At 71.4% G+C, this 16,477-nt stretch carries 17 protein-coding genes and 1 tRNA gene; 11 read left to right on the top strand and 7 right to left on the bottom strand.

Features of this window, described 5'->3' with window-relative positions; genetic code table 11:
- Positions 1-71: 71 nt before the first annotated feature.
- Entirely contained in the window at positions 72-1,172 is a 1,101-nt protein-coding gene (locus ACFVHK_RS16340) for an ABC transporter ATP-binding protein (RefSeq protein ID WP_376929740.1), read from the bottom strand.
- Positions 1,173-1,446: 274 nt separating this feature from the next.
- Here ACFVHK_RS16340 and ACFVHK_RS16335 point away from each other — a divergent pair, with 274 nt between their 5' ends.
- The 3 genes from ACFVHK_RS16335 (at position 1,447) to ACFVHK_RS16325 (ending at position 3,634) form a co-directional block, all read left to right on the top strand.
- Positions 1,447-2,367 carry a DsbA family protein gene (locus ACFVHK_RS16335; RefSeq protein WP_376929739.1) on the top strand — a complete coding sequence of 307 codons (921 nt, stop codon included), beginning with the start codon at positions 1,447-1,449 and terminating at the stop codon, positions 2,365-2,367.
- A 91-nt stretch (positions 2,368-2,458) separates the two neighbouring features.
- Positions 2,459-2,531, top strand: a tRNA-Thr gene (locus ACFVHK_RS16330).
- Positions 2,532-2,641: 110 nt separating this feature from the next.
- Positions 2,642-3,634 (top strand): DMT family transporter, encoded by a 993-nt coding sequence (locus tag ACFVHK_RS16325; protein ID WP_376929738.1) that lies wholly within the window; start codon positions 2,642-2,644, stop codon positions 3,632-3,634.
- Here the strand turns inward: ACFVHK_RS16325 and ACFVHK_RS16320 are convergent.
- Both ACFVHK_RS16320 and msrB read right to left on the bottom strand, forming a co-directional pair.
- On the bottom strand, positions 3,618-4,169 hold the full coding sequence (locus tag ACFVHK_RS16320) for a nitroreductase family protein (RefSeq protein ID WP_376929737.1): 552 nt from the start codon (positions 4,167-4,169) through the stop codon (positions 3,618-3,620). The two genes, ACFVHK_RS16325 and ACFVHK_RS16320, sit on opposite strands and share 17 nt — an antisense overlap.
- A gap of 2 nt (positions 4,170-4,171) precedes the next feature.
- On the bottom strand, positions 4,172-4,573 hold the full coding sequence (gene msrB / locus ACFVHK_RS16315; RefSeq protein WP_376929736.1) for a peptide-methionine (R)-S-oxide reductase MsrB: 402 nt from the start codon (positions 4,571-4,573) through the stop codon (positions 4,172-4,174).
- Positions 4,574-4,778: 205 nt separating this feature from the next.
- Between msrB and ACFVHK_RS16310 the strand changes: the two genes are divergently transcribed.
- From ACFVHK_RS16310 to groL, 4 genes are all read left to right on the top strand, one after another.
- Complete coding sequence (locus ACFVHK_RS16310) at positions 4,779-5,048, top strand: DUF3263 domain-containing protein (RefSeq protein WP_129234952.1); 270 nt, start codon at positions 4,779-4,781, stop codon at positions 5,046-5,048.
- A gap of 24 nt (positions 5,049-5,072) precedes the next feature.
- Entirely contained in the window at positions 5,073-5,615 is a 543-nt protein-coding gene (locus ACFVHK_RS16305; RefSeq protein WP_376929735.1) for a LytR C-terminal domain-containing protein, read from the top strand.
- 209 nt (positions 5,616-5,824) lie between these two features.
- Positions 5,825-6,028 carry a cold-shock protein gene (locus tag ACFVHK_RS16300; protein WP_067948690.1) on the top strand — a complete coding sequence of 68 codons (204 nt, stop codon included), beginning with the start codon at positions 5,825-5,827 and terminating at the stop codon, positions 6,026-6,028.
- A gap of 183 nt (positions 6,029-6,211) precedes the next feature.
- Positions 6,212-7,831 carry a chaperonin GroEL gene (groL, locus tag ACFVHK_RS16295; RefSeq protein WP_129234956.1) on the top strand — a complete coding sequence of 540 codons (1,620 nt, stop codon included), beginning with the start codon at positions 6,212-6,214 and terminating at the stop codon, positions 7,829-7,831.
- A 123-nt stretch (positions 7,832-7,954) separates the two neighbouring features.
- Here the strand turns inward: groL and ACFVHK_RS16290 are convergent, their stop codons facing one another.
- The 3 genes from ACFVHK_RS16290 to ACFVHK_RS16280 form a co-directional block, all read right to left on the bottom strand.
- Positions 7,955-8,245 carry a WXG100 family type VII secretion target gene (locus ACFVHK_RS16290; RefSeq protein WP_376929734.1) on the bottom strand — a complete coding sequence of 97 codons (291 nt, stop codon included), beginning with the start codon at positions 8,243-8,245 and terminating at the stop codon, positions 7,955-7,957.
- A gap of 134 nt (positions 8,246-8,379) precedes the next feature.
- Positions 8,380-10,233 carry a sensor histidine kinase gene (locus ACFVHK_RS16285; RefSeq protein ID WP_376929733.1) on the bottom strand — a complete coding sequence of 618 codons (1,854 nt, stop codon included), beginning with the start codon at positions 10,231-10,233 and terminating at the stop codon, positions 8,380-8,382.
- Between the two features lie 41 nt (positions 10,234-10,274).
- A complete protein-coding gene (locus ACFVHK_RS16280; protein WP_129235187.1) occupies positions 10,275-10,964 on the bottom strand; it encodes a response regulator transcription factor in 690 nt (229 codons plus the stop codon).
- Between the two features lie 112 nt (positions 10,965-11,076).
- Between ACFVHK_RS16280 and ACFVHK_RS16275 the strand changes: the two genes are divergently transcribed.
- The 4 genes from ACFVHK_RS16275 (at position 11,077) to ACFVHK_RS16260 (ending at position 14,780) form a co-directional block, all read left to right on the top strand.
- Positions 11,077-12,312 (top strand): NAD(P)/FAD-dependent oxidoreductase, encoded by a 1,236-nt coding sequence (locus ACFVHK_RS16275; protein WP_376929732.1) that lies wholly within the window; start codon positions 11,077-11,079, stop codon positions 12,310-12,312.
- A 59-nt stretch (positions 12,313-12,371) separates the two neighbouring features.
- Positions 12,372-13,193, top strand: a complete 822-nt coding sequence (folP, locus tag ACFVHK_RS16270; RefSeq protein WP_376929807.1) for a dihydropteroate synthase — start codon at positions 12,372-12,374, stop codon at positions 13,191-13,193.
- A complete protein-coding gene (locus ACFVHK_RS16265) occupies positions 13,190-13,945 on the top strand; it encodes a pyrimidine reductase family protein (RefSeq protein WP_376929731.1) in 756 nt (251 codons plus the stop codon). The genes folP and ACFVHK_RS16265 overlap by 4 nt, the downstream gene beginning before the upstream one ends.
- Before the next feature lie 103 nt (positions 13,946-14,048).
- Positions 14,049-14,780, top strand: a complete 732-nt coding sequence (locus ACFVHK_RS16260) for a Pr6Pr family membrane protein (protein WP_376929730.1) — start codon at positions 14,049-14,051, stop codon at positions 14,778-14,780.
- Between the two features lie 7 nt (positions 14,781-14,787).
- On the opposite strand, the gene ACFVHK_RS16255 is transcribed toward ACFVHK_RS16260, so the two are convergent.
- Positions 14,788-16,431, bottom strand: a complete 1,644-nt coding sequence (locus tag ACFVHK_RS16255) for a DNA repair helicase XPB (RefSeq protein ID WP_376929729.1) — start codon at positions 16,429-16,431, stop codon at positions 14,788-14,790.
- Positions 16,432-16,477: the final 46 nt, after the last annotated feature.

Raw genomic sequence — 16,477 nt, 5'->3', positions numbered from 1 at the left:
GACGAGCCGGCCACGGACGCGGATCGGCCGGGCCCCCGAAGGGAGCCCGGCCGATCCGATCACGAATGCCGTCAGCTGGCGACCGCCTCCTTGAGCAGGCGCTCGCCCGACTCGGCGTCGAAGACGTGCACGTGCTTCGGGGTCGGGAGCAGGTAGACGGTGTCGCCCGCGAACGGGTGGCTGCGGCCGTCGACGCGCGCGACGATGTCGGTGCGCTTGCCCTCGATCTCGGAGTGGCCGTAGAGGTAGCCGTCGGCGCCGAGCTCCTCGACGAGGTCGACCTTCACCTCGAGGCCCTCGCCCGGCGTGTTCGAGACCTGGATGTCCTCGGGGCGGACGCCCACGGTCACGATGTTGCTCGAGGCGGTCGCGAGCGCTTCGCGCTGCACGTCCACCGTGGCGGTGCCGAACTTGATGCCGCCATCGACCAGCTCCGCGTGGAACAGGTTCATCGCGGGCGATCCGATGAAGCCGGCGACGAACACGTTGCTCGGCCGCTCGTACAGCTCGCGCGGGGTGCCGACCTGCTGGAGGACGCCGTCCTTGAGGACCGCGATGCGGTCGCCCATGGTGAGCGCCTCCGTCTGGTCGTGCGTGACGTACACGGTGGTGACGCCGAGGCGGCGCTGCAGCGAGGCGATCTGGGTGCGCGTCTGGACGCGGAGCTTGGCGTCGAGGTTCGACAGCGGCTCGTCCATGAGGAACACCTGGGGCTGGCGCACGATCGCGCGGCCCATGGCGACGCGCTGGCGCTGACCGCCGGAGAGCGCCTTGGGCTTGCGGTTGAGGTACGGCTCGAGGTCGAGCAGCTTGGCCGCCTCGAGGACCCGTGCGGCGCGCTCCTCCTTGCCGACGCCCGCGATCTTGAGTGCGAAGCCCATGTTCTCGGCGACGGTCATGTGCGGGTACAGCGCGTAGTTCTGGAAGACCATCGCGATGTCGCGGTCCTTCGGCGGCACGTCGGTGACGTTGCGGTCGCCGATGAAGATGTTGCCCTCGTTGACCTCTTCCAGGCCCGCGAGCATGCGGAGCGAGGTGGACTTGCCGCAGCCCGAGGGACCGACGAGGACGAGGAACTCGCCGTCTTCGATCTCGAGGTCGAGCGCATCGACGGCGGGACGGGTGCCACCCGGGTAGAGGCGGGTGGCCTTGTCGAACGTGACTGACGCCATGGTTCTGTTCTCCTTCACCGGCAGGTACGTGCCGGACGATCCGTAGTGAATGGAAACGCCGACTTCGATGTCGACGCCCCCTCAGTATGCCATGGGTTCGCTGGACGTCCCGTCCCGTGACGTCCGCACCGTCCCCGGGGGACGCCGGGCCGGCTGCCGCGTCCAGCCCGCGTCCGGGCGCCGTTTGGACGATTCCCAGTGATCGCTCCTACACTCTTCGGTGCGTGCGCCTTCATGCGCGCGCGCCCCCACAGCGACCCGGAGTTGACCCACGATGAGCACTGGCGGATCAGAGCCACGCCCCACCCGAAACCAGCGTCGCGAGGCGGCCCGCGAGAAGGCCCGCGTCCTTCGGGAGGAGCAGCGCAAGCGCGACCGCCGGAACAAGTTCCTCATCCAGGGCGGCGTCGTGCTGGCGATCGTCGCGGTCGCGGCGCTGATCGGCGGCCTGATCTTCAACAGCATCCGGCCTGAGGGCCCCGGCCCGCAGAACATGGCGAGCGACGGCATCCTCCTCGTCGGCGGCGAGGCCGGCATCGAGGCCGTCGAGACGCCCGCGATCCCCGCGGGCGGCCAGCCGACCCCGACGGTGCCCGACGAGAGCGGCACGGTCGCCAACATCGTGGTCTACCTCGACTACCTGTGCCCGTTCTGCGGCCAGTTCGAGACGACCAACTCCGACACGATGCGCACCATGATCGAGCAGGGTGCGGCGACCCTCGAGATCCACCCGATCGCGATCCTGACGAACAAGTCCGCCGGCACCCAGTACTCGCTCCGTGCTGCGAACGCCGCCGCGTGCGTGGCCGAGGAGTCGCCCGAGGCGTTCTTCGACTTCAATGTGCTCATGTTCGAGAACCAGCCCGAGGAGCTGACCGCGGGGCTCACGAACGACGAGATCAAGGACATCGCCGCTGAGGCAGGTGCCACCTCGTCGGTCGACTCGTGCATCGACGACACCCGGTTCAAGAGCTGGGTGCAGGATGCCACGGAGCGGGCGCTCACCGCGCCGATCCCGAACTCCGAGCTCGCGTCGGTGACGGGAACGCCCACCGTGCTCGTCAACGGCAAGCAGTACGTCGGCTCGCTCGAGGACCCGGCCGAGTTCCAGGCGTTCGTGCTCCAGGCCGCCGGCGAGAGCTACTCGGAGTCGGAGGCGACGCCGACGCCGACGCCGACGCCCGAGGCGGGCTGAGCCGACCGCGCACGACTCCGAGGGTCCGGCCGCCGGCCGGGCCCTCGCAGTGCGTGCCGGACCCGGGCATCGGTAGGATGTCAGGGTCCCTGCCGGCTTGGCGCAATTGGTAGCGCACCGCTCTTGTAAAGCGGTGGTTACGGGTTCGAGTCCCGTAGCCGGCTCGATGTCGAGATCCTCCGGCGGCCCGGCTCCGAGGCCGGCCGCGCCCCCTCCCGCCGCGCCTGCCGGCTCGGACCGCGCTCAGCATCACGCGCACGCCGAGTCCTCCCGGATGCCGATGTGGGCGGCCATCGCGCTCACGATCGTGTCCGGCGGGCTCGTCGCGCTGCAGTCGCGCGTCAACGGCGAGCTCGCGCGCGAGCTCGACGACTTCTCGGTCGCCGCGGCGATCTCGTTCGGCTCGGGCCTGGTGATCCTCGTGCTGCTCGCGGCCGCCTGGCCCGAGGGGAGACGGGGCCTGGTTCGCCTGCGGGGCGCGCTGCAGGCGGGCCGCCTCGCGTGGTGGATGCTCCTGGGCGGCACCGCGGGAGCATGGTTCGTGGCGACGCAGGGGCTCGCGGTGGGCGTCCTCGGCGTGGCCCTGTTCACGGTGGCCATCGTCGCGGGCCAGACCCTCGGCGGCGTCGTCTTCGACGCGATCGGGCTGGGACCTGGCGGTCGCCGGCCGCTCAGCCCGACCCGCATCGCGGGGGCCGCGCTGGCGCTCGTCGCCATCGGCTGGGCGGTGTCCGCCCAGGTCGCCGGGGACGTGCCGCTCTGGCTCATGCTGCTGCCGTTCTCGGCCGGGATCGGGGCGTCCTGGCAGCAGGCGATGAACGGCCGCGTCCGCACCGCATCCACGAGCGCGCTCGCGGCCACCTTCATGAACTTCCTGGTGGGCACCGCGGTGCTCGTCGTCGTGATGCTCGCGCACGCGGCATCCGTCGGCTGGCCGACCGCGTTCCCGACTGCGCCGTGGCTCTACGCGGGGGGCGCCGTCGGGTGCGTGTTCATCGCGGCGCAGGCCGTGCTGGTTCGGCGGGTGGGCGTGCTCGTGCTCGCGCTCGGCCTCGTGGCCGGCCAGCTCGCTGCCGCGCTCGCGCTCGACGTGCTGCTTCCGACCTCGGCGCGGCCGGTGGGCTTCGCGACGGTCGGCGGGACCGTGCTCGCGCTCGTGGCCGTCGCGCTCGCGAGCATCCGCTGGCGGCCTGCGCGGCACGTCGCCGCAGAGGCCGGACCGTCGGTGCAGGCCGGGGAACCCGGCGAGGTCACGTCAGGGCGGTGAACCGCTCCGCGACGCGGGACCCGGCGCGGCGTTGCGGCCGGTCGGCCGTGCTGCGGCCGCCGACGTAGAGCCAGCCGAGCAGGTGCTCGCCGTCGGCGAGGCCGTGCATCCGCGCCACCGCCGGGTGGCGGGTGAACGGCCCCGTGCGCCACATCACGCCCCAGCCGGCGTCGTCGAGCAGCAGGGCCAGCGCGTGACCGACGCCGGCCGCGGACACCTCCTGCTCCCACGCGGGCACCTTCGGGTGCGGTCGTGGCACCGCGACCAGTGCGAGCAGGAGGGGAGCGCGCATGGGCTTGGCCGCGAGCTTCGCGGCGGCGGCGCCATCGAATCCGGATGCCTCGACGAGCGCCTCGCCGAGACGGGCCCGCGCATCGCCGCGCAGCGCGATCACGCGCCACGGCGCGAGGGCGGCGTGATCGGCGACGGTCGACGCGGCCTCGAGCAGCGAGACCAGCTCTGCGTCGCCCGGCGCGTCATCCGTCACCTTCGGCCAGGAGCGACGTGCGAGGACGGCGTCGCGGGCGGCTCCCACGTTCAGGACTCGGGCGTGAACTCGAGCGCGATCGAGTTCATGCAGTAGCGGTCGCCGGTCGGGGTGCCGAAGCCGTCGGGGAAGACGTGGCCGAGGTGCGAGCCGCAGTTCGCGCAGCGCACCTCGGTGCGCAGCATGCCGAGCGACGTGTCCTCGATGAGCTCGACCGCCTCGGGCCGCACCGACTCGTAGAAGCTCGGCCAGCCGCAGCCGGAGTCGAACTTCGTGCCCGACTTGAAGAGCTCGCTGCTGCAGGCGGCGCACGCGTAGATCCCGGCGCGCTCCTCGTCCAGGAGCTCGCCCGTCCACGGGCGCTCGGTCGCGGCCTCGCGGAGCACGGCGTACTGCTCGTCGGCGAGCTGCGCGCGCCACTCGTCGTCGGACTTGTCCACCTGGTACGTCATGCAGTCTCCTCGGGGTCGGCGGGGCGTCTTCCATCGTCGCAGCTTTGCGAGACGTCGAGTGCAACGTGTCCCGGTACGACGGTGTTCCCGGTGCCGACGAGGACGAGCCCGGGTCCCGCATTCGGGCCGCGCCGACGCGCGGGGGAGGCTCCCGGCATCCGCTCCCTAGGATGTGGTCGACGGCGGATGCGGGGAGCGAGGTGCGATGGACGCGGACGGGCTCGACGAGGTGGATCGCGCCATCCTCGCCTTCGAATCACGGCCGTGGCGCGACCCCGCCCGGAAGGTCGACGCCATCCGCGACGAGCTCGGACTCTCCGCCGCCCGGTACTATCGCCTCCTCGGCGCGCTCGTCGACTCGCCGGCCGCCCTGCGGTTCGATCCGATGCTCATCGGTCGCCTGCAGCGGCAGCGAGACGCGCGTGCGCAGTCGCGTGCGCGCCGAACCATCCCGACCGCCCGGCCGCTCGCCTGAGCGCCCCGACCGACTGGACGACAGGTGCAGAAGTTCCCACGCGACCGGTTCGATTCGATCCCGCACGGCATGGACCGGGTCGGCGCCCACCGTGCTCCGGCGCGTCGCGGCCGCCGCTGGGTGACCTTCGCGTGGGCGGCGCTCGCGACCGTCGTGCTCGCGGGGGCCGGCATCGCCGCCGTCGCGGCCTACAACCAGCGGCTCGACTTCGACGACGCCGTGCTGCCGACGGCGCCGGCCTCGGACGTCCCGACCGCGGAGCCCACCCTCGCGCCCGACGTGACCGTCGCGGTCCTCAACGGCACGACGACCGGGGGCCTCGCCGCTCGGGCGGGCGAGGTGCTCACCTCCGCGGGCCTTCCCGTCGGCATCACCTCGAACGCCGACCGCTCCGACATCGAGCAGACCGTCGTGTACTACGCGTCCGCCGATCTCGAGGGCGCCGCCCGAGGCGTCGCGCAGCAGCTCCCCGAGGCCGAGGTGCGGCTGTCCGAGGAGTTCGGCGACCAGGGCATGCAGCTCGTGGTCGTCCTGGGGGCGGACTACGCGGATGCCGTCGCCGAGTGACGACGCGGCGAATCGTTGCCATTCTGCGACCATTCGCGGCGCCGGAACTCTTGTGCGGGGCCGCCGCGCCGTGAGTATCTAGAAACGGCCGCTCGAACACCCGTGTGAGCACCCGACGCCGGTCCCCGTCGTCGACGTCGGCACGACGACGGCCCGGTACAGCCGACGGCACGTGCTGACTTCGATACACGGCAACATGGGAGCAACGCATGGCGAACGGAACCGTGAAGTGGTTCAACGCTGAAAAGGGATACGGATTCATCACCGTCGACGGTGGGGGCCAGGACGTCTTCGTCCACTACTCCGCCATCGACATGGCCGGCTACAAGGTCCTCGAAGAGGGTCAGCAGGTGACCTTCGAGGTGGGCTCCGGCTCGAAGGGCCCGCAGGCCGAGGCGGTCCGCCCCGCCTGAGTTCGATTCTTCGGAAGCGCCGCCGGATGCCCCCGGCGGCGCTTCCGCATGTCCGCGGGTCGCGAACCGACGTCGTCCTCGCTTGCACTCGGCGCATGCGAGTGCCAGAATCGGTTTAGCACTCGCTCGTTTCGAGTGCTAACCCACGGTTCTTAGACGTCCGGGAAGGGACGAGAGACACACATGGCAAAGATCATTGCTTTCGATGAGGAGGCCCGCCGCGGCCTCGAGCGTGGCCTCAACACGCTCGCCGACGCGGTCAAGGTGACCCTCGGCCCGCGCGGCCGCAACGTCGTGCTCGAGAAGAAGTGGGGCGCCCCCACGATCACGAACGACGGCGTGTCGATCGCGAAGGAGATCGAGCTCGACGACCCGTACGAGAAGATCGGCGCGGAGCTCGTCAAGGAGGTCGCGAAGAAGACCGACGACGTCGCCGGTGACGGCACCACGACCTCGGTCGTGCTCGCCCAGGCGCTCGTGCGCGAGGGTCTCCGCAACGTCGCCGCCGGCGCCGACCCGATCAGCCTCAAGAAGGGCATCGAGAAGGCCGTCGCCGCCGTCTCCGAGGAGCTCCTCTCCGCCGCGAAGGAGGTCGAGACCAAGGAGGAGATCGCCGCGACCGCGTCCATCTCGGCCGCCGACCCGCAGATCGGCGAGATCATCGCCGAGGCGATCGACAAGGTCGGCAAGGAGGGCGTCGTCACGGTCGAGGAGTCGAACACCTTCGGCACCGAGCTCGAGCTGACCGAGGGCATGCGCTTCGACAAGGGCTACCTGTCGGCGTACTTCGTCACCGACCCGGAGCGCCAGGAGGCGGTCTTCGAGGACCCGTACATCCTCATCGCCAACCAGAAGATCTCGAACATCAAGGACCTGCTCCCGATCGTCGACAAGGTCATCCAGTCGGGCAAGCAGCTCCTGATCATCGCCGAGGACGTCGACGGCGAGGCCCTGGCCACGCTCGTCGTGAACAAGATCCGCGGCATCTTCAAGTCGGTCGCCGTCAAGGCGCCGGGCTTCGGCGACCGCCGCAAGGCCCAGCTCCAGGACATCGCGATCCTCACCGGCGGCCAGGTCATCTCCGAGGAGGTCGGTCTCAAGCTCGAGAACGCCACCCTCGACCTGCTCGGCCAGGCGCGCAAGGTCGTCATCACCAAGGACGAGACCACCATCGTCGAGGGCGCGGGCGACCCCGACCAGATCGCGGGCCGCGTCGCCCAGATCCGCTCGGAGATCGAGAACACCGACTCGGACTACGACCGCGAGAAGCTCCAGGAGCGCCTCGCCAAGCTCGCCGGCGGCGTCGCCGTCATCAAGGCGGGCGCGGCCACCGAGGTCGAGCTCAAGGAGCGCAAGCACCGCATCGAGGACGCCGTCCGCAACGCGAAGGCCGCCGTCGAGGAGGGCATCGTCGCGGGTGGCGGCGTCGCGCTCATCCAGGCCGGCAAGGTCGCCTTCGCCAAGCTCGAGCTCTCGGGCGACGAGGCGACCGGCGCGAACATCGTCAAGGTCGCGATCGAGGCTCCGCTCAAGCAGATCGCCCTCAACGCGGGCCTCGAGCCGGGCGTCGTCGCGAACAAGGTCTCGGAGCTCCCCGCGGGCCACGGCCTGAACGCCGCGACCGGCGAGTACGGCGACCTCCTCGCGCAGGGCATCATCGACCCCGCCAAGGTGACCCGCTCGGCGCTGCAGAACGCCGCGTCGATCGCCGGCCTCTTCCTCACCACCGAGGCCGTCGTCGCCGACAAGCCGGAGAAGTCTGCGCCGGTTCCCGCCGACCCGACGGGCGGCATGGACTTCTAGTCCGCCGCGGACCCTCGGTCCGCACCGCGGCGGCAGCCGCACCAACGCGCGAAGGGCGCCTCCCCAGGGAGGCGCCCTTCGTCGTGCGGTGGCGCGGAGCGGGCGCGTCCGGCCGCCGCGTCTTCAGCGCACGAAGAGTCGAGCGTTCGCCTGTTCGGCATCGGCGTAGTGCATCGCGGCCGCGCCGAGCGCCTGGTTCAGTCCGGCGAGGCTGTGCTCGACGTGCTGCTGCGTCGACCGCCAGTCGGCGACGGCGGCCTGGAACGCGACCGACGCCTGGCCCGACCACGAGGCCTGCAGCCCCGTGAGCTGTGCCAGGAGAGCGGCCACCTCGGACTGGATCCGACCGATCGTGCCCTGCATGCTCTGCGTCGCCGCGTGCACCTGCTCGCTGTCGACCTGGTACCTCGTCATGGTCATCCCTCCGGTTCGTGATGCAGCCGACCGTACGCCGGCGCCGCTCCACCGGACGGGCTGCGAACCCGAAGCCGAGGGACGCCGCCACGTGGGTGGCCGTGTGGAGGACGGGCCCGCGAATGCGGTGCGGCTCAGGCGTGCGCGACTCGCTGAGGGGCCGCGTTCGAGCCGGCGAGGGGGAGCGACACGCGGAAGGTCGCGCCGCCGCCGGGCGTCTCGACGACGTCGACGTGACCGTTGTGCGCCGAGACGATGGAGGACACGATCGCGAGACCGAGGCCCGATCCGCCGGTCTCGCGCGTGCGCGAGGTGTCGGCGCGCCAGAAGCGCTGGAAGATCTTCTCGCGGATCTGGGGCGGGATCCCCTCACCGTGGTCGATGATCTCGAGGAGCGCCCGCTCGGCGTCGTCGTCCACCGAGACGCGGATCTCGATGGGGCTCTCGACGGGCGTGAAGCGGATCGCGTTGCCCATCAGGTTCGTGATCACCTGGCGGATCTTGTTCTCCTCGGCGAGCACGATCGCCCGGCGCACCGGCACGACCACCGTGGGTGCGGCCGCAGAGCCCGAGTCCACGTCGCGGTCCCCGCCCGCTGCGTCGGAGGTCGTCGCCGTCGCCAGGGCGGGGTCCGCCGTCGCCGCGACGCGCGCCGATCCGCCGCGGCCCGATCGCGCCGTCGTCGCGGCACGACCGCCACGACGACCCGGGCGGGCCGAGGCGCCGTCCTCGTCGCCCTGCTCGTTCGCCCTCCGGCCGCGCAGCCGGGCGAGCGTGGCTCCGGCGAACGCCATGGGACCGGACGATCGCGTCGACGCGGAGTCGAGGTCGACCTCGACATCGGCCGACACGACCTCGGTCGAACCGGTCTCGATCGCCTCGGGCGCGATCACGGTCACGGTGCGTCCGGGATTCGCGGCCATGGTGTCGAGCGCGGCGTCGCGCGCGAGCGGCACGAGATCGACCTCGGCCAGGTCGAGCGGCTTCGCCTCGTCCAGCCGCGCGAGCGCGAGGAGGTCCTCGACGAGGCCACCCATCCTGACGGCCTCCTTCTCGATGCGATCCATCGCCTGGGCCACGTCCTCCGGGTTCTGCAACGCGCCCATGCGGTACAGCTCGGCGTAGCCGCGCACGGAGACCAGCGGCGTGCGGAGCTCGTGCGAGGCATCCCCAACGAAGCGCCGCATCTGGTCGATCGTCCGCGCTCGATCCCGGAACGCCCGGTCGATGCGGTTCAGCATCGTGTTGAGCGAGCGGTTGAGTCGCCCGACCTCGGTGTTCGGCGTCGCCCCTCCGAGACGCTGGCCGAAGTCGCCGTCGGCGATGGCGGCCGCCGTCGCCTCCACCTCGCGCAGCGGCGTGAACGTCGTCGTGACGAGCATCCGCGTCAGGAGCGCGCCGACGAGCACGACGCCGATGCCGAAGCCGAGGAAGATCGTGAGGTACGCGGCGAGCAGCCGCTCGGTGTCCTGCGACGAGATCGCGATGAGGATCGGCGCGAGGTTGCCCTGGTCGTCCGCGTACATGACCGCGTACACGCCGCGGAACGTGAGGTCGCCGTTGGCGTCCGGGAGCGAGAAGACGCGGTAGCCGCCGCCGGCGTTCTGCGAGTAGACATCGGCCTGCGTCAGCTGCTTGGGGATGAGCGGGAACACGCCCGGGTCGCGCGTGCCCCAGTTGTGCGCGAGGAACGTGCCCGAGTTCGCATCGTAGATCGCGACGAAGACGTCATCCGAGGCGTTGAAGTCGAACGCTCCGCCCTCCGACCCGGACGACCCGCCGTCGCCGCGCGTGAGGTACTCGGAGATCTTGCTCGACGCGATCGACTCGAGCTTGGTCTCGAGCTGGGACTCGACGTACGACCGCAGCATCGCCGCCGTGCCGATGCCCGAGACCAGGAGGCCGAGCGTCAGCATGAGCACGGTGACGCCCGTGATCTTGGTCCGGAGCGAGATCCGGCTCCAACGGTCGGCGAGGGTCTGGTGCATGGCGGGCCGAGTCTACGGATCCTCCCTGTACCGGGCCTGTACTAGGACTTCGACTTCAGCATGTACCCGAAGCCGCGCTTGGTCTGGATGAGCGGCTCGGAGGAGTGCTGGTCGAGCTTGCGTCGCAGGTACGAGATGTAGCTCTCCACGATGCCGGCGTCGCCGTTGAAGTCGTACTCCCACACGTGGTCGAGGATCTGGGCCTTCGACAGCACGCGATTCGGGTTCAGCATGAGGTAGCGCAGCAGCTTGAACTCGGTGGGGGAGAGTTCGACCGGCGTGTCGCCGACGAGCACCTCGTGCGTGTCCTGGTCCATCGTGAGCTCGCCGGTGCGGATCACCGCATCCTCCTCGGCGTGCATCGTGCGGCGCAGGATGGCGCGGATGCGCGCGACGATCTCGTCGAGGCTGAACGGCTTCGTGACGTAGTCGTCGCCGCCGACCGTGAGGCCCGTGATCTTGTCCTCCGTGTCGTCCTTCGCGGTGAGGAAGAGGATCGGCGCAGTGTACCCGGCCGACCGCAGTCGCTTGGTCACGCCGAAGCCGTTCATGTCGGGCAGCATGACGTCGAGGATGATCAGGTCGGGCTCCTCCTCGAGGACGGCCGAGATGGTCTGCGCGCCATTGGCCACCGCGCGCACCGCGAAGCCGGCGAACCTGAGGCTCGTCGTCAGCAGGTCGCGGATGTTGGGCTCGTCGTCGACGATGAGGATGCGAGGTCCGTCGCTCATGCAACGATTCTGCTGCGCGTGGGCTGGAACTTGGCTGGGAATTGCTCGAATGGGATTCGAGCGGATGCCCTGAGCCTTCGACGCCCGCGGGCGGCCGTGCAAGACTCGCGACATGGCACGCGAACGAGTGGTGGTCGTCGGCGGAGGCCTCACGGCGGCGCGGGCGGTCGAATCGATGCGCGAGCACGGGGTCGACGACGAGATCGTGGTGGTGACCGAGGAACGGCGCCGGCCGTACGAACGGCCGCCCCTCTCGAAGGGATACCTCGCGGGCGACGAACCGTCCGGCGCGATCTACCCGCTGGATGCCGCCTGGTACCGCGACCACGACGTCGAGCTCCGCATCGGCGTGCGTGCGACCGCGCTCGACCCCGGTGGGCGCACACTCGCGACCGATGCGGGCGAGCTCGCCTGGGACCGGCTGCTGATCGCGACGGGCGCCTCGCCCCGACGCTTCGACGGTCCCGGTGCCGGGCTGCGAGGCGTCCACCTGCTGCGCTCGCTGCCGGATGCCACGCGCCTTCGCACCGCGCTCCGCGCGGGCGACCGGCGCGTGCTCGTCGTCGGCTCCAGCTGGATCGGGCTCGAGGTCGCCGCGGCCGCCCGCGGGTACGGGAACGCCGTCACCGTGCTCGGACGCAGCGAGGCACCGCTCGTCGGTGCGGTCGGGCGTGAGCTCGGGGGGATGTTCGCCGGGCTGCACCGCGAGCACGGCGTCGACGTGCGCACCGAGGTCGCGGTGTCGGCCATCCGCGGCGAGCGAGGCCGCGTGCGCGGCGTCGTGCTCTCGACGGGCGAGGAGCTCGCGGCCGACCTCGTCGTCGTCGGCATCGGGGCGACGCCGAACGTCGGGCTCGCGACATCCGCCGGCCTGACCGTCGACGACGGCATCGTGACGGATGCCGCGTTCCGCACGAGCGCGGACGGGGTCTACGCCGCCGGCGACGTCGCGAACGTGTTCAACCCGACGCTCGGGCACCGGCTGCGCGTCGAGCACTGGGCGAACGCCGACGCGAGCGGGCGCGCCGTCGGGCGCGTGCTCGCGGGGGAACAGCTCGAGTACGACGAGATCCCCTACTTCTACACCGACCAGTACGACCTCGGCATGGAGTACTCGGGCTACGGCGAGCTCGCCGACCGCGCGGACCTCGTCGTGCGCGGTGACCTCGCCGCACGCGAGTGCATCGCCTTCTGGGTCCTCGACGGGCGGGTCGTCGCCGGGATGAACGTGAACGTGTGGGACGTCAACCACGACGTGCAACGGCTGATCCGCACGCGCGTCGCGATCGATCCGGCCGTGCTCGCCGACACCGGAACGCCCTTGGCCGAGATCGGCGCCGCCGCGTGAGCGGCACGGTCAGGCGCATCGGCCCGCGCGAATTCGACTTCGCGAGGCAGGTCGCGGTGATGGCGATCGTGAACCGCACGCCCGACTCGTTCTACGACCGGGGGGCGACCTTCGCCCTCGACCGCGCCCTCGAGGCCGCGCACGCGGCGCTGGCCGACGGCGCCGACTGGATCGACGTCGGCGGTGCGAAGTTCGCGCCCGGACCTCCGATCCCGGTCGACGAGGAGGCGGAACGCGTCGTTCCCGTGGTCGCGGCGCTCGCCGGATCGGGTGCCGTCGTCTCCGTCGACACCTTCCACCCCGAGGTCGCCCGGCGGGCGATCGCGGCCGGTGCGCACGTGATCAACGACACGACCGGGATCCACGACCCCGCCATGGCCGAGGTCGTCGCCGACAGCGACGCGACGATCGTGATCACGCACAGCCTCGCCGCGCCGCGGACACCGCACCCCATGCCCCGGTACGGGGACGTCGTCGCGGAGGTCGCCGCGTTCCTCCGCGATCGGATCGACCTCGCCCGCTCCCGCGGCGTGCCCGAGGAGCGCATCGTGATCGATCCGGGCCACGACCTGAACAAGAACACCCTGCACTCGCTCGAGCTCACCAGGCGCCTCGACGAGATCTCGGCGGTGGGGCCCCCGTTGCTCGTCGCGCTCTCCAACAAGGACTTCGTGGGCGAGAGCCTCGGGCGCCGGGACCGTCGCGACCGACTCGCCGGCTCCCTCGCCGCAGCGGTCTACTGCATCGGGCGGGGCGCCCGCATCGTCCGGGTGCACAACGTGCGCGAGACCGTCGACGCGGTCCGGATGGTCGAGGCGATCGAGGGATGGCGCGAGCCGGCCTTCCTCGAGCACAACCTGCAGCCGGACGGTTCGGCGTGAGCGCCGGGATCACGGCGGCCGACCGCGCGCCGTTCGACGCGGATCGGATGCACGCCGCATACGCGGTCGACGTCGTCGACTCGGGCGGTGGCCCGGACGCGGTGTTCTGCCGGGCCAACATGGTCGAGAGCCTCGACGGCGCGGCGAGCCTCGGCGGTCGCAGCGGCGGGCTCGGCGACCCGGAGGACCAGAGGCTGATGTCGGTGCTGCGCTCGCACGCCGACGTGGTGCTCGTCGGGTCGGGCACGGTCCGCGCCGAGGGCTACGGCGGCGCAGCGGTCGTCGAGTCGGATGCCGCGTGGCGTGCCGCGCGCGGCCGCGAACCGCAGCCTCGGTTCGCGGTCGTGTCGTCACGGCTCGAGCTCGAGCCGGGGCATCCGTTCTTCGCCGACGCGGTCGCGCGGCCGATCGTCGTCACGAGCGACGCGGCACCGCGCGACCGGCGCGACGCGCTCGCCCGGGTCGCCGACGTGATCGTCGCAGGCGATCGCCGCGTCGACCTCGCCGGCGCCGTGGCCGAACTCGGGGAGCGGGGCATGCGCTCGATCCTCTCGGAGGGCGGGCCCGGCCTGCTCGGCGCCCTCGCCGAGTCCGACCTGGTGGACGAGCTGTGCGTGACGCTCAGCCCGGTGCTCGTCGGCGGCTCGGCTCCGCGGATCTCGGGCTCGGCCGAGGAGCGCCCGCGAGCCATGCGACTGGTGCACGCGATCCCGGGCGAGCGCATGCTCTTCCTGCGATACGCACGAGGCTGACCGGCTCGGGCCGCGGAACGGATTGACACGATCGGAGGGCGCCGCCTAGCCTCTGCGTGCGGCGCGCGATCCGCCCGCTCGTTCGACGAGGAGAGGTGATGGAGTGAGCGTCGACGCCGCCGATCTGACCCGGCAGCAGCAGTTCCCCGACGAGGCGCGGCGCGTGAACGCGTGGGCGAGCCCGGCGTTCTGGTGGCGCGTCGCGATCGTGCTCGTCGTGCTCTGGGGCCTCGTGGCCGGCGAGCGGCGGCTGGCGTACTTCACCACGCAGAGCAACGTGATCGTCTTCGCCTACTTCGCCGGCGCGCTGTACTGGATGGCCCGTCGCGGAACCGCAGCGGCGCCGGCACCCGTCCTGCGGGGCGGCGTGACCACCTGGATCCTCACGACCATGGTCGTCTCGCACGTCCTGCTCAATCACTTCGAGAACCCGATCCCCGGCCTGTTCGTCGCCGACCCGACGGACGAGCTCGCGAATCGCGCGATCTTCGCGATGCACTACGTCGTGCCGCTCATGGTCCTCGTGGACTGGGTCGCGTTCGGCCCGCACCGCGTCGTGCGATGGCGGGATGCCGCGTGGTGGCTGGCGTACCCCGCCGCCTACGGGCTCATCTTCCTGTGGCGCGCGCTCGCCCTCCCCGAGGTGCCCGACCGGTTCCCGTACCCGTTCCTCGACACCGACGCCCTCGGGGCCTTCGGATCACTGCTCGAGATGCTCCGCGTCGTCGCCTACATCGCGGTGCTCGGGGTCGTCGTGATGGCCCTCGACCGGCTCGCCTGGTGGGTCGCGGAACGGCTGCGCCGCGTGCGGCGGGGGGCGGAGGCATCCGCCTGACCGCGACTCAGGCGGCCGCGAGGGCGTGCGCGTCGAGGATCGTGTAGCTGTAGCCCTGCTCGGCGAGGAAGCGCTGGCGGTTGAGGGCGAAGTCCTGGTCGACCGTGTCGCGCGCGACGAGCGTGTAGAAGTTCGCCGACAGACCCGACTCCTTGGGGCGGAGCAGGCGGCCGAGGCGCTGGGCCTCCTCCTGGCGGGAGCCGAACGAGCCCGAGACCTGGATCGCGACCGTGGCCTCGGGGAGGTCGACCGAGAAGTTCGCGACCTTCGACACCACCAGCACCGGCGTCCTGCCGTCGCGGAACTCTTGGAAGAGCCGCTCGCGTTCGTCGACCGGCGTCGCACCCGTCAGCTGGGGCGCCCCGAGCGTCTCGGCGAGCTCGTCGATCTGGTCGAGGTACTGGCCGATCACGAGGATGCGCTCACCGGCGTGCTTGGCGACGAGCTCCTTGACGACGCCGAGCTTCGCGGGGGCGGTCGCGGCGAGGCGGTAGCGCTCGTCGTCGGCGGATGCCGCGTACGCCAGCCGCTCGGACTGCGGCAGGTCGATCCGCACCTCGTAGCAGGCGGCGGGGGAGATGAAGCCCTGTGCCTCGATCTCCTTCCACGGCGCGTCGAATCGCTTGGGGCCGATCAGTGAGAACACGTCGCCCTCGCGACCGTCCTCGCGGACGAGCGTCGCGGTGAGTCCGAGCCGGCGGCGCGCCTGCAGCTCGGCGGTGAGCTTGAAGACGGGCGCGGGAAGCAGGTGCACCTCGTCGTAGACCACGAGCCCCCAGTCGAGCGCGTCGAGGAGTGCCAGGTGCGCGTACTCGCCCTTCCGCTTCGCGGTGAGGATCTGGTACGTCGCGATCGTGACCGGCTTGACCTCCTTGGTCTGGCCGGAGTACTCGCCGATCTCCTCGGCGGTCAGGCTCGTGCGGCGTAGCAGCTCGTCGCGCCACTGGCGTGCCGAGACGGTGTTCGTGACGAGGATGAGCGTCGTCGTCTTCGCGGTCGCCATCGCGCCCGCGCCGACGAGGGTCTTGCCCGCGCCGCACGGGAGCACGACGACGCCGGAGCCGCCCTCGAAGAAGTTGTCCACGGCCTTCTGCTGGTAGTCGCGCAGGTGCCAGTCGTCCTGCTCGAGGTCGATCTCGTGCGGCGTGCCGGGCGTGTACCCCGCGAGGTCCTCGGCCGGCCAGCCGAGCTTCACGAGCTCCTGCTTCAGTGCTCCGCGCGCCCACGCCTCGACGAGGAAGCTCGTGTCGTCGATCCGCTCGGTGAGCAGCGGAGCGATCCGCCTCGCGCCCGCGACCTCGGTGAGCACCGCCAGGTCGTCGCTGCGGAGCCGCAGCGCGCCGTCGTCGGTGCGGTCGACGATCAGGCGGCCGTACCGGTCGACGGTCTCGCGCATGTCGACCGCGACCGTCTGGGGCACCGGGAACTTCGCGTAGCGCTCGAGGGTGCCCAGCATGTCGTCGGCCGTGTGCCCCGCAGCCCGCGCGTTCCAGAGGCCGAGCCTCGTGATTCGGTAGGTGTGGATGTGCTCAGGTGCGCGCTCGAGCTCGGCGAAGATGGCGAGGTCGTGCCGGGCGTCCTCTGCGAGGGGGTTCGCGACCTCGAGGAGCACGGTGCGATCGCTCTGGATGATCAGGGGGCCGTCTGACATAGCGGACCAGTCTATCCCGGGTTCCCGGGGGTCGGCGCCGAGGGCG

It is taken from the genome of Agromyces binzhouensis (genome assembly GCF_042672355.1).
GTDB classification, from domain to species: domain Bacteria; phylum Actinomycetota; class Actinomycetes; order Actinomycetales; family Microbacteriaceae; genus Agromyces; species Agromyces binzhouensis.
This window is presented reverse-complemented; position numbering and strand designations above follow the sequence as displayed.